The 15,480-nt window shown below is 37.7% G+C and carries 12 protein-coding genes and 1 pseudogene; 11 read left to right on the forward strand and 2 right to left on the reverse strand.

What is annotated here, in order from left to right; all coding sequences use genetic code 11:
• Positions 1–295 precede the first annotated feature (295 nt).
• Both C7K43_RS02325 and C7K43_RS02330 read left to right on the forward strand, forming a co-directional pair.
• Positions 296–1,765: an aldehyde dehydrogenase family protein gene (locus C7K43_RS02325; protein ID WP_124005376.1), complete on the forward strand. Its 1,470-nt coding sequence runs from the start codon at positions 296–298 to the stop codon at positions 1,763–1,765.
• Between the two features lie 105 nt (positions 1,766–1,870).
• The gene (locus tag C7K43_RS02330) at positions 1,871–3,034 is read left to right on the forward strand and encodes an iron-containing alcohol dehydrogenase (protein ID WP_124005377.1); all 1,164 of its coding nucleotides are present in this window, start codon (positions 1,871–1,873) and stop codon (positions 3,032–3,034) included.
• 129 nt (positions 3,035–3,163) lie between these two features.
• Here the strand turns inward: C7K43_RS02330 and C7K43_RS13665 are convergent.
• A pseudogene (locus C7K43_RS13665) lies at positions 3,164–3,420 on the reverse strand (peptide ABC transporter substrate-binding protein); the annotation flags it as partial.
• A gap of 581 nt (positions 3,421–4,001) precedes the next feature.
• Positions 4,002–4,793: a MurR/RpiR family transcriptional regulator gene (locus tag C7K43_RS02340; RefSeq protein WP_124005378.1), complete on the reverse strand. Its 792-nt coding sequence runs from the start codon at positions 4,791–4,793 to the stop codon at positions 4,002–4,004.
• Between the two features lie 146 nt (positions 4,794–4,939).
• Here C7K43_RS02340 and C7K43_RS02345 point away from each other — a divergent pair, with 146 nt between their 5' ends.
• The 9 genes from C7K43_RS02345 (at position 4,940) to C7K43_RS02385 (ending at position 15,479) form a co-directional block, all read left to right on the forward strand.
• Positions 4,940–6,316 (forward strand): glycoside hydrolase family 1 protein, encoded by a 1,377-nt coding sequence (locus C7K43_RS02345; protein WP_124005379.1) that lies wholly within the window; start codon positions 4,940–4,942, stop codon positions 6,314–6,316.
• Between the two features lie 10 nt (positions 6,317–6,326).
• Positions 6,327–7,619, forward strand: a complete 1,293-nt coding sequence (locus C7K43_RS02350; RefSeq protein WP_124005380.1) for a PTS sugar transporter subunit IIC — start codon at positions 6,327–6,329, stop codon at positions 7,617–7,619.
• Between the two features lie 266 nt (positions 7,620–7,885).
• Positions 7,886–9,253 (forward strand): IS4 family transposase, encoded by a 1,368-nt coding sequence (locus C7K43_RS02355; protein WP_124005381.1) that lies wholly within the window; start codon positions 7,886–7,888, stop codon positions 9,251–9,253.
• A gap of 127 nt (positions 9,254–9,380) precedes the next feature.
• Positions 9,381–10,046, forward strand: coding sequence for a M20/M25/M40 family metallo-hydrolase (locus C7K43_RS13565; RefSeq protein ID WP_124005382.1), 666 nt, complete (start codon positions 9,381–9,383; stop codon positions 10,044–10,046).
• On the forward strand, positions 10,030–10,599 hold the full coding sequence (locus C7K43_RS13570; RefSeq protein WP_124005383.1) for a M20/M25/M40 family metallo-hydrolase: 570 nt from the start codon (positions 10,030–10,032) through the stop codon (positions 10,597–10,599). The genes C7K43_RS13565 and C7K43_RS13570 overlap by 17 nt, the downstream gene beginning before the upstream one ends.
• 402 nt (positions 10,600–11,001) lie before the next feature.
• Positions 11,002–12,150: an acetylornithine transaminase gene (locus C7K43_RS02370; protein ID WP_124005384.1), complete on the forward strand. Its 1,149-nt coding sequence runs from the start codon at positions 11,002–11,004 to the stop codon at positions 12,148–12,150.
• Between the two features lie 105 nt (positions 12,151–12,255).
• Positions 12,256–13,005 carry an ArgE/DapE family deacylase gene (locus tag C7K43_RS02375; RefSeq protein WP_124005385.1) on the forward strand — a complete coding sequence of 250 codons (750 nt, stop codon included), beginning with the start codon at positions 12,256–12,258 and terminating at the stop codon, positions 13,003–13,005.
• A gap of 6 nt (positions 13,006–13,011) precedes the next feature.
• The gene (locus C7K43_RS02380; protein WP_124005386.1) at positions 13,012–13,473 is read left to right on the forward strand and encodes a M20/M25/M40 family metallo-hydrolase; all 462 of its coding nucleotides are present in this window, start codon (positions 13,012–13,014) and stop codon (positions 13,471–13,473) included.
• A gap of 398 nt (positions 13,474–13,871) precedes the next feature.
• Positions 13,872–15,479 carry an alpha-glucoside-specific PTS transporter subunit IIBC gene (locus C7K43_RS02385; RefSeq protein ID WP_124005387.1) on the forward strand — a complete coding sequence of 536 codons (1,608 nt, stop codon included), beginning with the start codon at positions 13,872–13,874 and terminating at the stop codon, positions 15,477–15,479.
• The last annotated feature ends 1 nt before the right edge of the window (position 15,480 follow it).

Here is a 15,480-nt window from a genome sequence, read left to right on the forward strand (position 1 = left end):
ATGGTCATATAGTAATTGTGATAGATAAAACCTGTGAAATGACGAGAAATCGTTCATTTTACAGGTTTTAATTTTTGGTTTTAAAGCTAGAATAGCTCATAATTTCTAAAGTTCATTTACTTTTTCTCATGCTCACTTTCAATACATAAGTTTAGTTAATCTCTTTCTTGACGCTATTTTCATGACACAAGTTTAGGAAAGCTTTGTCGTATATTCCCTCATAAACTTGCTTTATAAAATAAGGTCACGTATTCTTAATTATAAAGTTTCAAACAGCAGTAAATGGGGGATTAAAATGAATTTAAATCTATATATTAAAGGTAAATGGCATACGCCAACGAATGGGCAAAATAGAGAAATCGTTAATCCAGCAAACGGTGAGGTTATTTTCCATACAGTCGATGGAAATAAAGATGATGTCCAAGCAGCTATTCAAGCGGCACGTTCCAGTTTTGATCAAAGGGATTGGCCAGAAATGACTAGTGCACAGCGTTCACGTTTGTTAATGGAAGTTGCGGACCGAATTGAAAAGCAGTTAGATACTCTAGCAGAACTGGAAATGTTGGATAATGGTAAACCGCTACATGAAGCTAAAATTGATGTTCAAGATGCGGCCGACTGCTTTCGCTATTATGCTTCTATTATCCGAAAATCCAATGGGAAAACTTTTAATCCTGCGCCAAACTTAGAAACAGTAGTTGTGCGTGAGCCAATCGGCGTTTGTGGCTTAATTGTTCCATGGAATTTTCCTTTACTAATGGGCGTGTGGAAAATCGCAGCGGCGTTGGCTGCAGGGAATACGATTGTGTTGAAACCTTCCGAGGTTACCCCAATAACAGCAGTCAAACTATTTGAAATTTTTGCTGATACCGGTTTTCCGGCAGGTGTTGTTAATCTAGTAATGGGTGAAGGGAAAATAGTAGGTAACGAACTGGCTATTAGTCATGATGTAGATATGGTTTCTTTTACTGGAGGAACAGAAACGGGTAGGCAGATCATGAAAGCTGCTAGCGGTAATTTAAAGAAAGTTTCTCTTGAATTAGGTGGGAAGTCACCCAATATTATTTTTGCCGATACGGATATCGAACTGGCCGTAGATTATGCGCTATATGGTATTTATTATGGCGCTGGACAAATTTGTTCAGCTGCTTCCAGAATTTTAGTAGAGGAATCTATCTACGATGCATTTGTGGATCGCTTTGTGGCGCGGGCTAGTAAAATCACAGTGGGACCGGGGAATAATCCAGATACTGAGATGGGGCCGCTGGTTAGTGAAGAACATATGCAAAAAGTGCTAGATTATATTCGGATAGGTCAAGAAGAGGGCGCACGTCTTGCTTGTGGCGGCAATAGGTTAAGGAATACTGGGCTTAGCGCTGGATATTTTGTCGAACCTACTGCTTTTATTGATGTAGAGCAAAATATGAGAATTGTCCAAGAAGAAGTATTCGGTCCTGTAGTTACGATTCAGAAATTCACCGATGAAACAGAAGCAATCGAACTGGCTAATGGTACCAGGTATGGTTTAGCAGGAGCTGTATTTACAAATGATGGTAATCGGGCTTGGCGCGTTATTAAAAAAATAAAAGCAGGAATAACTTGGATTAATACGTATCATGAAAATTATTACGAAGCTCCTTGGGGTGGTTATAAAGAAAGCGGCATTGGCAGAAGCTTGAGCGAAACAGGTTTAGACGAATTTTCTGAACTTAAACAAATTAATATTAATCTCCAGCCCGATATGATTAATTGGTTTAGGGAATAAACAAGATCAACCGATGCCTAAAAAGCTCTGCGAAGTTACCAATTATTTATTGGTTAAAAATGTTTTATTCAAAAAATAAATAAGATGAAGAGAAGAGGACGATAGATGAATTTTGAATATTTGATGCCCACCAAAGTAATTACCAAGAAGGGTGTAAGTGCCGATATTGGATATTATGCAAATGAATACCATTTGAAGTATGTGCTGATTATTTCCGATAAAGGTGTGGAAAAAGCAGGGCTGTTAACACCTATTTACCATAGCTTAGATGAGTATCAGATTCAATATAAATCATTTTATGATGTGAAACCCAATCCTCATGATACTGATTGTGATCGAATCGCTGCAAAATTTAGCGATGCAACTATCGACGCGATTATTGCAATTGGCGGAGGAAGTGTGATTGATACGGCTAAAGCAGTAAGTATTCTTTGCACAAATAAGGGGACAATAAAAGATTACGAAGGGATGGAGGTAGCCAAACAACCGCCGCTTCCGCTTCTTTGTGTCCCTACGACTGCTGGAACAGGAAGTGAAGTAACGAGTTGGTCAATTATTACTGATACTACCAAACATTATAAAATGGGGGTAGGCGACCAACGTATTATTCCTAAACTCGCTTTGTTGGATGTAGAACTGACACAATCAATGCCCGCTTCGGTTGCTGCTAGTACAGGTTTGGATGCACTAACTCATGCGATTGAGGCCTATACGTGTCGTATAGCCAATCCCATTACCGATGGCTTAGCCCTTCATGCTATTCGACTGGTTAAGGAGAACTTAGCGACAGCAGTTCAAGATGGGGACGCGGCTGCAAGAGAAAATATGCTGATTGCTAGCTTAATGGCAGGAATCGCCTTTGGGAATGCAGATACTGCAGGGGTACACTGTTTATCTGAAGCCATTGGTGGTAGATATGATACTTCACATGGGGTGGCAAATGCTATTTTTCTACCCTATATGTTCCATCATAATATGGATGCTGATTTTAAAAGACATGCAGAAGTTGGTTTTGCATTAGGAGTGGATGCTGGCAATACAGTGGAGAAAGCGGCATACGAAACGGTGGAAATTTTATTAGACTTCAACCAGCAATTTAATATCCCTGCATTTGCGGAACTGGATAAGGTAGAGCAAAACGATTTTCAACAATTGGCTGAAACGGCCGTACAAAGTTCATCCAATCCAAATAACGCTAAAGAAATGGCTGTACCCGATTATGTAAAAGTAATGGAAGAGGCTTATCGGAATGTCTTAGCATATAGTTAAAGAAGAAGCGTTTATTTTTTTCTATAAGTTTGAAATGATGTTGGACTGTTTACATTTATATTAGAAAAAAGCCTGTGAAATGATGATTTCTTATCATTTCACAGGTCTTTTGTTTAGAGCTTATATCTTTTATTTTCTATAAACATCTTTCAATGTCACGGGTGCAGCAAAAGTATGATAATTCATTCCGGCAATATCATCACTTTGTAAGACGGATTGTTGGTTTTGGCTAATTGAAATCATACCGCTGTGTTTTCCATCATTTCTTTTTCTGCTGCTATTAACGCTTCCCAACGTTTTTGGGGATCATTAGCATATTTTCCTGAGGCATCGTCCAATAGTTTATCATAAGTATCGTTTGAATAATTTCGATCATTTCCAGAAAACTTTCCACATTGGAGGCAACTTTACGGATGTGCCACCAAAACTATTTATATTGGAGGCAGCTTTGCGGATGTACCTCCAAAACTATTTATATTGGAGGCAACTTCGCGGATGTACCACCAAAACTTTTCATATTGGAGGTAACTACGCAGATGTACCACCAAAACTATTTATATTGGAGGCAACTTCGTGGATGTACCGCCAAAACTATTTATATTGGAGGCAACTTTGCGGATGTACCTCCAAAATTTTTCATATTGGGGTCAACTTTACGGATGTGCCTCCAAAGTTTTCTATTATGGTTCTTTTTTACTAACCTAAGGCTCTTAATCAATCAAAGCACTCGCCGTTAAAAAGCTAAAGACACCTCAAGTAAATGAAATGTCAAAATAATAATTTTTTTGAATAGTAACTAAGATGTGTGGACAACTTCTTTTTATTTTTCTTCTTTTACTTGGAATAGAAAGATTTCCAAATAGATTCAACAAATTTGTTCTATTTTATAAAGCGCTTAATGTTTCACATAGCGTAAAACATTTTTCATTATTAAAGATAATTTAATTACCTGACATTTTATTTAGCGTTACTGAGTTTTCTTATTTTCTACCATGTAATGATTTCCTAGTAATTCTACAAACGCTAACAGCTTGTACTTACCTGTGCGCTCTAAATCATGGTTTCCTAATGAAACAACGGTATCGAATAAAGAGGACAGCTTCATATGTGGGTTTTGAGTAATTAAGACATTGCTAGCTTTTGAGTTAATAATCGATAGCGTTAAATCTTTTTGCATGACTAGCGACCCTTCAAGTGAAACAACGATTACCAAATCGTCCTTTTTTAAATAGGGAATGATTTCATGTTGCTTTCTGCCATCTACTGGATAAACGGCTTCTTTGCCACAATTTAAAAGAACTGTCTGTAAAATCATGGTTATATTTCCCGGAATTAACGTGGAAAACAAGTAAATTCGCTGACTTTCTTGTATTTTTTTACTGATGGTTTCAAGTTGCTTGGGATCAAAGTGATTAATAAAGGTATTAAATTCATCGCTTACCGTTTGCAATTCGGCTAACAGTAATTTGTTGATGGGCTGTTTTTCTTTTCTAGCTAAAAGATCGAGTTCCATTTCGTTTTCTTCTAATTGCATTAAAAAGTAATCTTTTTTAAACTCGCTAAATCCTTCATAACCCAATTTCTTAGAAAAACGTGTGACACTAGCTTCGGATAGATGACAGGCCTTGGCGATATCAGTGATCGTAATCGATTGACGATAAAGGTTATTTAATAAATATTGTGCGATAATATGTTCTGTATCGTTTGTTTGATAGTGGTTCAAAATGTCTTGTATTGAAAGAATTAATCCACCACTCATGAAATACACTCCTTTTCTGAATTGTATCCTTAATTTTCATAAAATGAAAGTAGGGAGCGATATGTGAAAGTAGTATAGTAAATTCGAAAGTGTAAGCGCTTGTTATTGTGCTATGCTTAAACTATAAATTGGAAGGGAGAATTTTAATGAAGTTACGTGATGATTTTTATTGGGGAAATTCTGTATCCAGTATGCAAACAGAGGGCGCTTGGAATGAAGGAGGCAAAGGAAAATCTGTTTATGATATTAGAGAAGCAACAGAAAATGCTTCCGATTGGAAAGTAGCGACAGATTCTTATCATCGCTACCAAGAAGATTTTGATTATATGCAGGATCTAGGGATGAATATGTACCGCTTTCAAATTTCCTGGAGTCGAGTCAATCCAGAAGGAAATGGCGAGTGGAACGAAGAAGGGATTGCGTTTTATGATCAATTTATTGATGAGCTGATTGCTCGCGGGATCGAGCCGATGGTTTGTTTGTATCACTTTGATACGCCGCTGCACTTAGCCGAAACCTACAACGGATTTATTTCAAAAGAAGTAGTAAATGCGTTTGTTCGCTACGGAAAAGAAATGGTTGATCGTTTTGGTCATAAGGTGAAACACTGGTTGACTTTTAATGAACAAAACATTTTTAGCATGCCAGATGAAGGATTCCGAGTTGCAGGTTATTTAACTGGCGAGCAAACATTAGAAGAATTATACCAAATTCAGCATAATACGATGGTTTGTCATGCCAGTATTGCTAACTATATTCATGAAAATACTGATGCCAAAATCAGCGGTATGCTGGCTTATCAGGAAGTTTATCCGGCAACGAGTCATCCGGAAGATATACGTTTAGCACGTGAATTTGATGAATTTCTAAATCATCATTATTTAGACATGTATACCTACGGCAAACGACCAGACTCCTATTTGAAATTTATTGAAAACCGTAAGTTTGACCTAGCGATTACTGAAGAAGAGTTAGCTGAAATTATGAAATTGCGCAGTGATTATTTGTCCTTTAGCTATTATTCCAGTACGACCATAGACCATACACAAGTACCAGCAGATGCTGCACCGAATGAATATATGCCACTTGGTAAAAAAGATAATCCTTATATTGATACGACGGAATGGAATTGGCAGATCGATCCTGATGGTTTCCGTGATATTTTAAATAAAATCTATCAACGATATAACCTGCCCGTTTTTCCAATCGAAAATGGGATTGGCGTTATAGAAAAGTGGGATGGCAAACATCCAATTGAAGATGATTATCGCATTGCTTACCATAAAGACCATCTCCTTGCTTTGTTAAAGGCGGTTAACCTAGACGGTGTAGATGTCTTAGGATACTTAGGTTGGGGACTAATTGATATTTTAAGCTCACAAGGAGACATGCGCAAACGCTATGGCGTGGTTTATGTTAATCGGGAAAATCATGATCTAAAAGATTTAAAACGAGTCCCTAAAAAAAGTTATGATTGGTTCAAACAAGTCATTCAGACAAATGGTGATTATCTATTGAAATGAGGCGATAGAAATGAATAGTAAATTTATGAATAAGTTTGTGGAAATAGCTTCAAAAATTGGAAATCAAGTGCACCTACGCTCTTTACGTGATGCATTTGCAACCATTATTCCGATGTTTATTTTGGCAGGCTTAGCCGTATTGATCAATAATGTATTGTTTCCCTTTATTTTTTCTGGTGAAACTTTAACTGTCGCACAAGATTTTGGGAACAGTATTAATAACGGAACGTTAAATATTGCCGGACTATTGTTGTGTCCTACGATTGCCTATTTTTTATCTTCAAATAAAGGCTTTGCCAATCCAATCTCTGCGGCAGTTGTAGCCATGGCAACTTACATTACGATTATGCCACTAGCCGTAGATGTGCCTTTTAATGAGTCAACGATCGAAACAACAGGTGCATTAACTTATGAAAATTTAGGCACAGAAGCGATGTTTGTTGGTATCATTATTGGATTGGTAGCGACTGAAGTCTTGTTAGCATTGAATAAAACGAAGGTGCTGCGGATCAATTTAGGCGAACAAGTTCCACCGGCGGTTTCGAAATCCTTTAGTACTATGTTACCAGCGATTATTACTGTTTCCTTATTTGCTGCACTTTCCTTACTTTTACAAATCACGTTAAATATGGATTTGATTACGCTGATCGTGACGCTTATCCAACAACCACTGCGCGCAGTGGGGGCTAGCTTACTTGGCTATTTATTCTTATATAGTTTTGGCAATCTTTTATTTACGTTTGGGATTCACCAATCGGTTATTAATGGCCCTTTTACTGAACCATTTTTAACACAAAATATTAACGAAAATATGATTGCTTATTCGCAAGGCACAGAACCGCCTAATATTTTGACGATTAGTTTTCAAACGTCTTTTGCGCAAATGGGTGGAACGGGTGCAACCATTTGTTTACTAATTGCAATTCTGATCTTTTCCCGGATGAAATCTTACCGGGAAATGGCTAAATTAAGTTTAGCTCCAGGACTTTTTGAAATCAATGAACCTGTAATCTTTGGCTTGCCCATTGTTTTTAATATTCCGATGATTATTCCATTTGTCATCATACCGATTATCCAAACATTAATTGCCTATGCTGTAACAGCACTCGGTTGGATTAGTAAGACCGTCGTCTTTATCCCTTGGGTCACGCCCCCAGTTATCAGTGGTTATCTCGCTACAGCAGGCGATTGGCGCGCACCGATTTTGCAAATCATTTTGATTACACTGGGCGTCATCATTTACCTGCCATTTCTAAAAATCAGTGAACGCGTATTGAAACGTCAAGCTGAAATGAATAGTTAATTTGTAACAGCAAGGATGAGTGCTATTTTTCACTGATTCTTGCTGTTTCATTTATGTTGTAGGGGGGAATGAACAAAGGAGAGCATTACCTATTCAATTATGTTTAGCGAAGGGTTAACTTTTGTTAATTACTAAAACTTGAAAGGACCAAAATAGCGTTGATCCCTTGATAAATCAGACAAATTTAACAAAAAAATAGCATGAACGATCTCAAACTTGGTATAATAGAGTTAACCAAAAACCACTAACCAAGGAGTGTTCATGCTATGTCAATTATAACACAAACAAACTCAACTTCGGAAGAATTTTCGCATTCCATATCGAACTTTTTCCATCGTTTCCATCTTTCTGATGCGCTGAAAAAATCCAACGCAAAGCACAAGAAAGGGCATCCAGTTTCTGTTATTTTTTCTTTTTTACTGGCTTCGATTTTTACCCATGGCTCGACCTATCGCTCTTATCGAAAACAAAAAGAAGAACTCCCCTTTTCCGATAAAACGTTTCGAAATTTGTTAAATGATCCACGGATCCACTGGCAAAAACTTCAGATTTTGATTGCAAAAGCGGTCTTGGCTTTTTTACGTCCGCTAACAAGTCAAGATCGGAAAACGACCTTTATCATCGATGATTCCATGTACACACGCTTAAATGCTCAAAAAGTCGAATGTGCAGCACTCCAATATGATCACGCCCAAAAGAAATATTTGAAAGGCTTTCGCTATTTACAGTTAGGCTGGAGTGACGGCAATAGCTTTATCCCTGTCGCTTTTTCGCTGCTTTCAGGAAAGCGAAAAATCCAATCAAATAACCCCTTGGGGGACCAACGGACAAACGCGGGAAAACGCCGCGCACAGGCTTTCCGCAAAGGAACAGAAGTAACGGTAGAACTCTTACGTGAGGCGCTGAAACAAGGCGTCCAAGCCGACTATGTCTTATTTGATACCTGGTTTTCGAGTCCTAAAATGTTTCAAGAGATTCGCACCTTGCAATGCCACTGCGTCGCCATGATCAAACGTTCAAAGAAGGTGCATTATCGTTATCAAGGACAAATGATGGATGTCAAACAAATCTTTCAAGCCAATAAAAAGCGTCGCGGCCGCTCACGTTATCTCCTAAGCGTCCAAGTGGAAGCCCTGGTTGACAACGAGAGATTGCCGATAAAATTAGTCTATATTCGAAATCGCAATAAGCGCAATGAGTATCTCGTTTTGGCTTCCACAGATCCAGCCTTAACCGAAGACGAAATCATTCAGCTTTATTCCCGACGCTGGAATATTGAAATTTACTTTAAAATGTGTAAACAATACCTAAAATTAGCGAAATACCAAGGCCTTTCCTATGATGGCATTTTCGCTCATACCACGCTCGTTGCAGTTGCCTATATGATTTTAGCCGTTCAAGAACGTGAGAGTAAAGACGACCGCACGTTGGGGGAGTTGTTTTATCTTCTACTCGATGAGCTTTCCGAGTTTTCCGTGGCCGAAGCAATCTTGCAGTTATTGGATTTATTTCAAGAAGCTTTCGCCAACGAATATGTCTTAGATGAGACGGTTTTAAATAACATTATCGAGCAGTTTCTTGCCAAGCTTCCCTCTTCGGTCCAAAATCAACTCAAAGGGACGGGGACAAGTTAATTTTCCTTTAGAAAATGCCTGCATAGCAAGGGATAAGACTGTAAAAAGAGGTTTCAAGTTTTAGTTTAATTATTGAAAATAGGCGTTATAATTAATTTGTAAATAATTCGTATAGGAAGTGCTGACAATGGATGAAAAGAAAAAAGTAGATTTACTTTCCGAAATGATTCAAACCAAATCAATCAACGGTAACGAAAAAGAGGTAGCTAAGACCTTGCAACGAGAGCTAAATGAAGCGGGAATTTCTAATGAAATTTTGCCATTTGGTGATAATCGTGCAAATTTAGTCGCAACTTTAGGGAGCGGGCATCCTGTATTAGCCGTTTCTGGCCATATGGATGTGGTTGATGTTGATGAAGAAAATTGGAATACTGATCCATTTGAGTTAGTTGAAAAAGAGGACATGTTTTACGGTCGAGGCGTAACGGATATGAAGGCGGGATTAATAGCGTCAGTGATTGCGATGATCGAATTAAAAGAAGCTGGAACTCCACTTAAGGGAACCATTAAGTTATTAGCTTCTGGCGGCGAAGAAGTTGGCCAATTAGGGGCTGAAAAAATGGCAAACCAAGGCTATATGAAAGATGTCGATGCTTTGCTGATTGCTGAACCAAGTGGTTATCGTTGTGTATATGCAAATAAAGGGGAACTAAATGTAACGATTAATTCTAAAGGGAAAGCTGCTCACAGCTCAATGCCAAAAGCAGGAATTAATGCTGTTGAACATTTGTTGCAGGTGTTAAATAAGATTGAAAATAAAATCAAAGAAGCAACGGATGGCATCGAAAAATGAAGTACTAGGAGATACTGTATTTAATATCGATGTGATTAAGGGCGGTAATCAAATCAACGCGATTCCCGCATCAGCGCAAGCACAAATTAACATGCGAACGATTCCTGAATTCCCTAATGATAAATTAGAAGAACTCTTTAAAAAAGTGATTGCTGAATATAACCATCAAACAGATGCGCAAATTGATTATTCAGTGACCATGAATACCATTCCTATTACTGGAAAAAAAGATTCTTCTTTGGTTAAACTCATCCAAAAAATTGGTCAACCTTACGTACAAAACCAAAAAATGTCAGATGATGAAATTAAAGCAGCTAAAAAATCAGCTGAATTAATGGGGATGAAGTTTTCCACCGATGAAATTTTAACCATGGGTATGTCCGCCGGTACGGACGGTTCAAAATTTTTGATCGACCAACCTGAAGGTTTTGATTATGCGATGTTTGGTCCCGGTAACGATACGATGCACAAAGATAACGAAAGCTTATCAAAACCGATGTACTTTAACTTTATAGAAATCTTCAAACAATTGTTTGCTGAGTATCTAAGCTAGCTCACCAATCTAAAAACTTTTGTAGACTGTCTACTAATTGAGTAGGCAGTTTTTTCTTATTTTTCTAAACATTGTCTTTTGTCAAAACTCTGACAAAGAGCTTCATCCTATGTTACGATGAAATTGTAGATGACAGTTGGAATGAATTTAAGCGGCTTTTAAAGTTCTTAAACAAAAGTATTTCAAGAAAATTGTTGTATATCTTTGTAATCAAGTGCACAAACGGATGGTTCGACGAACGCCGCATATAAAAAAGAATCGATTTATTGAATCGTTTGAAAACGCATACTTCATTGGTGCTATAGAAAGTTTTTAATAGAGCATAAGGTTTTGTGAGGGTCATTTTTTAATCGGCTTGTAGAAATTTTACCAGCAGACCATAGCAGGAGGAGATGGGTTCAGATGAAAAGTTATTTATTTCCCACTTACCAAAGAAAATCATTTGAGATTGTAGAAGGGACAGGCAGTTGGGCCAAGGACAATTTAGGTAACGCCTATCTTGATTTTACCAGTGGGATCGGTGTGACAAATCTTGGCTACCAGCATCCTTTAATCGAATCAGTATTAATAGAACAAGCCCAAAAAATCTGGCATACCACCAATCTATACGAAAACCATCTGCAGGAAGCTGTTGCACAAAGATTAGCTAATGGGCAGGATTTTTTGTCGTACTTTTGCAGTAGCGGCGCTGAAGCTAACGAAGCTGCAATCAAATTAGCAAGAAAATATACGGGGAAGTCAGAGATCATTTCTTTTGAAAACTCTTTTCACGGCCGGACATATGGAGCAATGTCAGCTACCCCACAAGCCAATATACAAGCTGGTTTTTCACCGTTGGTTCCAGATTTTGTTTATTTACCCTTTAATGAGATTACTCCTTTAAAAAGACAAATCAATCAAAATACGGCTGCAGTCATAGTGGAATTAATTCAAGGAGAAGGCGGAATCGTTCCAGCCGATATTGAATGGGTGCAGCAAGTCGCTCAACTGTGTCACGATAACGATGTCCTTTTGATTATCGATGAAGTACAAACTGGAATCGGCCGAACCGGAACGCTTTTTGCCTATGAACAATACCAGATTGAACCTGATATCTTTACTTCGGCTAAAGCACTTGGCAATGGTTTTCCAGTTGGCGCAATGGTAGGCAAAGAAAAATTGAAGTCGGCTTTTGGAGTTGGAAGCCATGGCACGACTTTTGGAGGGAACCCATTAGCGATGGCGGTTGCCAATGAAGTGTTAACAATTATACAAACCACCGATTTGTTGTCAGAAGCCCAAGAAAAAGGTACCTATTTTTTTGAACGCCTAACTACCATTAATCCTAAATATATTAAAGAAATTCGTGGTAAGGGGCTAATGGTCGGGATTGAATTAAAAGAAAGTCTTGCGGTAGCAGATGTAATCAATGAATTAACTGATGTAGGATTATTAACTTTAAATGCCGGGACGAACACCTTGCGGCTTTTACCTCCACTGACACTCACCAAAGCAGAAATCGATATTGGAATTGATAAATTAAAAGCTGTTTTGGAAAATCCTACTTTTTAGTATATTTATAGTTAAGAAGTCGAGCTTAAAATGCGTTATTTTTCATTTTGAAAAAAATAAGTGCTAGACTATTATTGTAAGTAGGTTTTGTAAGGAGTGTTTAATTTGGATAAAAAAGAAAAAATGTCTTTATTACAAGAAATCATTCAAATCAAATCGGTCAACGGCGATGAAATGGATGTTGCAAAAATTTTAAAGAGAGTGTTGGATGATGCCGACATCGACAATGAAATTTTACCATTTGGTGATAATCGGGCAAATCTAGTCGCAACGCTAGGTGAAGGTCATCCAGTTTTAGCTGTTTCTGGACATATGGATGTGGTGGATGTTGATGAAGAAAATTGGGATACTGATCCATTTAAATTAGTTGAAAAAGGCGATATGCTTTATGGTCGTGGCGTGACAGATATGAAAGCTGGTTTAGCTGCTTTGATCATTGCGATGATTGAACTAAAAGAAGCAGGAACACCGCTTAATGGCACCATTAAATTACTAGCAACTAGTGGTGAAGAAGTGGGACAATTGGGCGCTGAAAAATTGACTGAACAAGGTTATATGAAAGATGTGGATGCCTTGATGATCGCTGAACCAAGCGGTTATCGTTGTGTATATGGTAATAAAGGTGAACTAAATGTTACCGTAAATTCAAAAGGGAAGGCTGCTCACAGTTCGATGCCTAAAGCAGGTGTTAATGCTGTCGAACACCTATTACATTTGCTAGCTAACATTGAAGGCAAAATCAAGCAAGCAACAGACGGTATTAATAATGATGTCTTGGGCGGTACAGTATTTAATATTGACGTGATTAATGGCGGTAATCAAATCAATGCAATTCCCGCTTCAGCTCAAGCATAAATTAATATGCGAACCATTCCTGAATTTACCAATGATAAATTGGAAGGCATCTTTAAAGAAGCCATTGCTGAGTATAATGATAAGACGGATGCTCAAATTGATTATTCAGTGACAATGAACACCATTGCTATTACTGGAAAAGAAGATTCTTCTTTGATTAAGCTTATTCAAAAAATCGGAAAACCTTATGTGCAAAACCAAAAAATGTCAGATGACGAAATTAAAGCAGCTGAAAAATCAGCTGAATTAACTGGAATGACGTTTTCAACCGATGAAATTTTGACCATGGGCGTTTCTGGCGGAACAGATGGCTCAAAATTCTTAATTAACCAACCAAAAGGCTTTGATTATACAATGTTTGGGCCTGGTAATGACACCATGCATAAAGATAATGAAAGTTTGGCAAAATCGATGTATTTTGATTATATTGATATTTACAAACAGTTATTTACTGAATATTTAAGTTAATCAAACTGAATATAATAATGAAAGCAAGCGAATGTAACCTAGCGATAGGATATTCACTTGCTTTTTGTTTTCAAGAAATGTCTAATAGAAGGGCTAATATAATAGCTCATCTGTTTGTTATATTTTAGACGTTGGGAAGTGGATCATCATACCATTTCTCAATTTTTTTGTTCTTGTAAATTAAAGAATAATTCTCTTTTTAAACTTGTTAAATCCTTGGCAATTAAGGGATATTGGTAAATAAGAAATTATTGGGAATTTTCCCACAAAATAGGAAAAATATAGAAATGAGAAGTACAGTTCCATTTGCTTTGTAAACCCTATCATTCATAATAAAATTTGCTACACTTAAATCAGCAAACGATTTCAAATTAAATTTATGAGGAAGTGAAAGAGTAATGATGCAAAAAATTCAACGCTTCGGCGGGGCGATGATCGTACCTGTTTTATTGCTTGCATTTAACGGAATTATCTTAGCTTTATCGACTGTCTTTCAAAATCCCGATATTGTTGGTTCTATTGCCACACAAGGAACCTTTTGGAGTAATATTTGGGGAGTGATTGAAGAAGGCGGTTGGACAGTCTTCAATAATATGGAGTTGCTCTTTGTTATTGGGTTACCGATTAGTTTAGCAAAAAAGGCTAGTGGTCGTGCAGTATTGGAATCATTTGTTATTTATATGACGTGGAACACTTTTATGAACGCTATTTTGCAGACGTGGAATTTTGGCGTTGATTTAAGCAATCCAGATGCGATAGGAATTAAGTCAATCGGTGGTGTAACAACTCTTGATACCAGTATTATCGGAGCAATTTTATTAGCTGGTGTAGCGATTTATTTACATAACCGGTTTTACGACACTACGCTACCTGAATGGTTGGGCGTTTTCTCTGGTTCCTCATTTGTCGTTATTTTAGGATTTATTGCAGCATTGCCATTAGCTTTCTTAGCTGCCTGGGTTTGGCCACCGATTCAAGATGGCATTGCCCAATTACAAGGGTTTATGGCTTCAAGTGGAACAATTGGCATTGGTATTTATGTCTTCTTGGAACGAATTTTGATACCAACCGGTCTGCACCATTTTATCTATCAGCCATTTGATTTAGGTCCCGCAGTTGTTCAAGGCGGAACAATCAGCTATTGGTTTGAACATTTATCAGAAATTGCCAATTCTACTGACTCTTTAAGAGAACTTTTTCCTGGGGGAGGATTTCAATTCCAAAATGTTTCAAAAGTATTTGCACCAATTGGAATTGGAGGAGCTTTTATAGTAACATCCAAACCGGAAAATCGGAAAAAGACAATGGCTTTAGTTATCCCAACAGCACTTACTGCAATTTTATCAGGTATTACGGAACCATTTGAATTTACTTTCTTGTTCCTAGCACCGCAATTATTTTTTGTTCATGCGTTGTTAGCTGCATCAATGAGTATGATTATGTACGCAATGGGTGTATCGGCTTCTATTGGTGGTGGTTTCATCGCTAACTTTTCCCAGTTTATTTTACCAATGTGGGCCAATCATAAAGACGCTATATTTATTTTCTTAGGCGTGGGTTTAGCCTTTTCAGTGATTTATTTCTTCTTGTTCCGCTGGGCGATCGTTCGATTCAATATTAAAACACCAGGACGTGAGGATAGCGGTGAAGTCAAAATGTACAGTAAAAAAGACTTTAAAGAAAAACAAGCGACAGGCGGTGTGGCCATGTCTAGCATTAGAGAAAGTGACAATCCAAATGCACAAAAAGCCGCTCAATTCTTAGAAGGACTTGGAGGTGCGCAAAATATTACAGATGTGACCAATTGCGCAACGAGGCTGCGCGTTTCTGTGGCAGATGAAGGACAAGTATTAGAAGATGATTTCTTTAAAGGAGGCGGTGCGCACGGAATTGTACGAAACGGGAAAGCATTTCAAGTCATTGTTGGACTTGATGTGCCGAAAGTAAGAGAGTTTTTTGAAGAAATTGTAGAAGATGAAAACAAGAATTACGAAGGAGACGAATAAT

It is taken from the genome of Tetragenococcus koreensis (assembly GCF_003795145.1).
Classification (GTDB): Bacteria; Bacillota; Bacilli; order Lactobacillales; family Enterococcaceae; genus Tetragenococcus; species Tetragenococcus koreensis.

What these genes read in the sequence shown, in the direction of transcription:
- C7K43_RS02325 (WP_124005376.1), top strand. Translation starts at nt 296, where the DNA reads ATGAATTTAAATCTATATATTAAAGGTAAATGGCATACGCCAACGAAT.
- C7K43_RS02330 (WP_124005377.1), top strand. Translation starts at nt 1,871, where the DNA reads ATGAATTTTGAATATTTGATGCCCACCAAAGTAATTACCAAGAAGGGT.
- C7K43_RS02340 (WP_124005378.1), bottom strand. Translation starts at nt 4,793, where the DNA reads ATGAGTGGTGGATTAATTCTTTCAATACAAGACATTTTGAACCACTAT.
- C7K43_RS02345 (WP_124005379.1), top strand. Translation starts at nt 4,940, where the DNA reads ATGAAGTTACGTGATGATTTTTATTGGGGAAATTCTGTATCCAGTATG.
- C7K43_RS02350 (WP_124005380.1), top strand. Translation starts at nt 6,327, where the DNA reads ATGAATAGTAAATTTATGAATAAGTTTGTGGAAATAGCTTCAAAAATT.
- C7K43_RS02355 (WP_124005381.1), top strand. Translation starts at nt 7,886, where the DNA reads ATGTCAATTATAACACAAACAAACTCAACTTCGGAAGAATTTTCGCAT.
- C7K43_RS13565 (WP_124005382.1), top strand. Translation starts at nt 9,381, where the DNA reads ATGGATGAAAAGAAAAAAGTAGATTTACTTTCCGAAATGATTCAAACC.
- C7K43_RS13570 (WP_124005383.1), top strand. Translation starts at nt 10,030, where the DNA reads ATGGCATCGAAAAATGAAGTACTAGGAGATACTGTATTTAATATCGAT.
- C7K43_RS02370 (WP_124005384.1), top strand. Translation starts at nt 11,002, where the DNA reads ATGAAAAGTTATTTATTTCCCACTTACCAAAGAAAATCATTTGAGATT.
- C7K43_RS02380 (WP_124005386.1), top strand. Translation starts at nt 13,012, where the DNA reads ATGCGAACCATTCCTGAATTTACCAATGATAAATTGGAAGGCATCTTT.
- C7K43_RS02385 (WP_124005387.1), top strand. Translation starts at nt 13,872, where the DNA reads ATGATGCAAAAAATTCAACGCTTCGGCGGGGCGATGATCGTACCTGTT.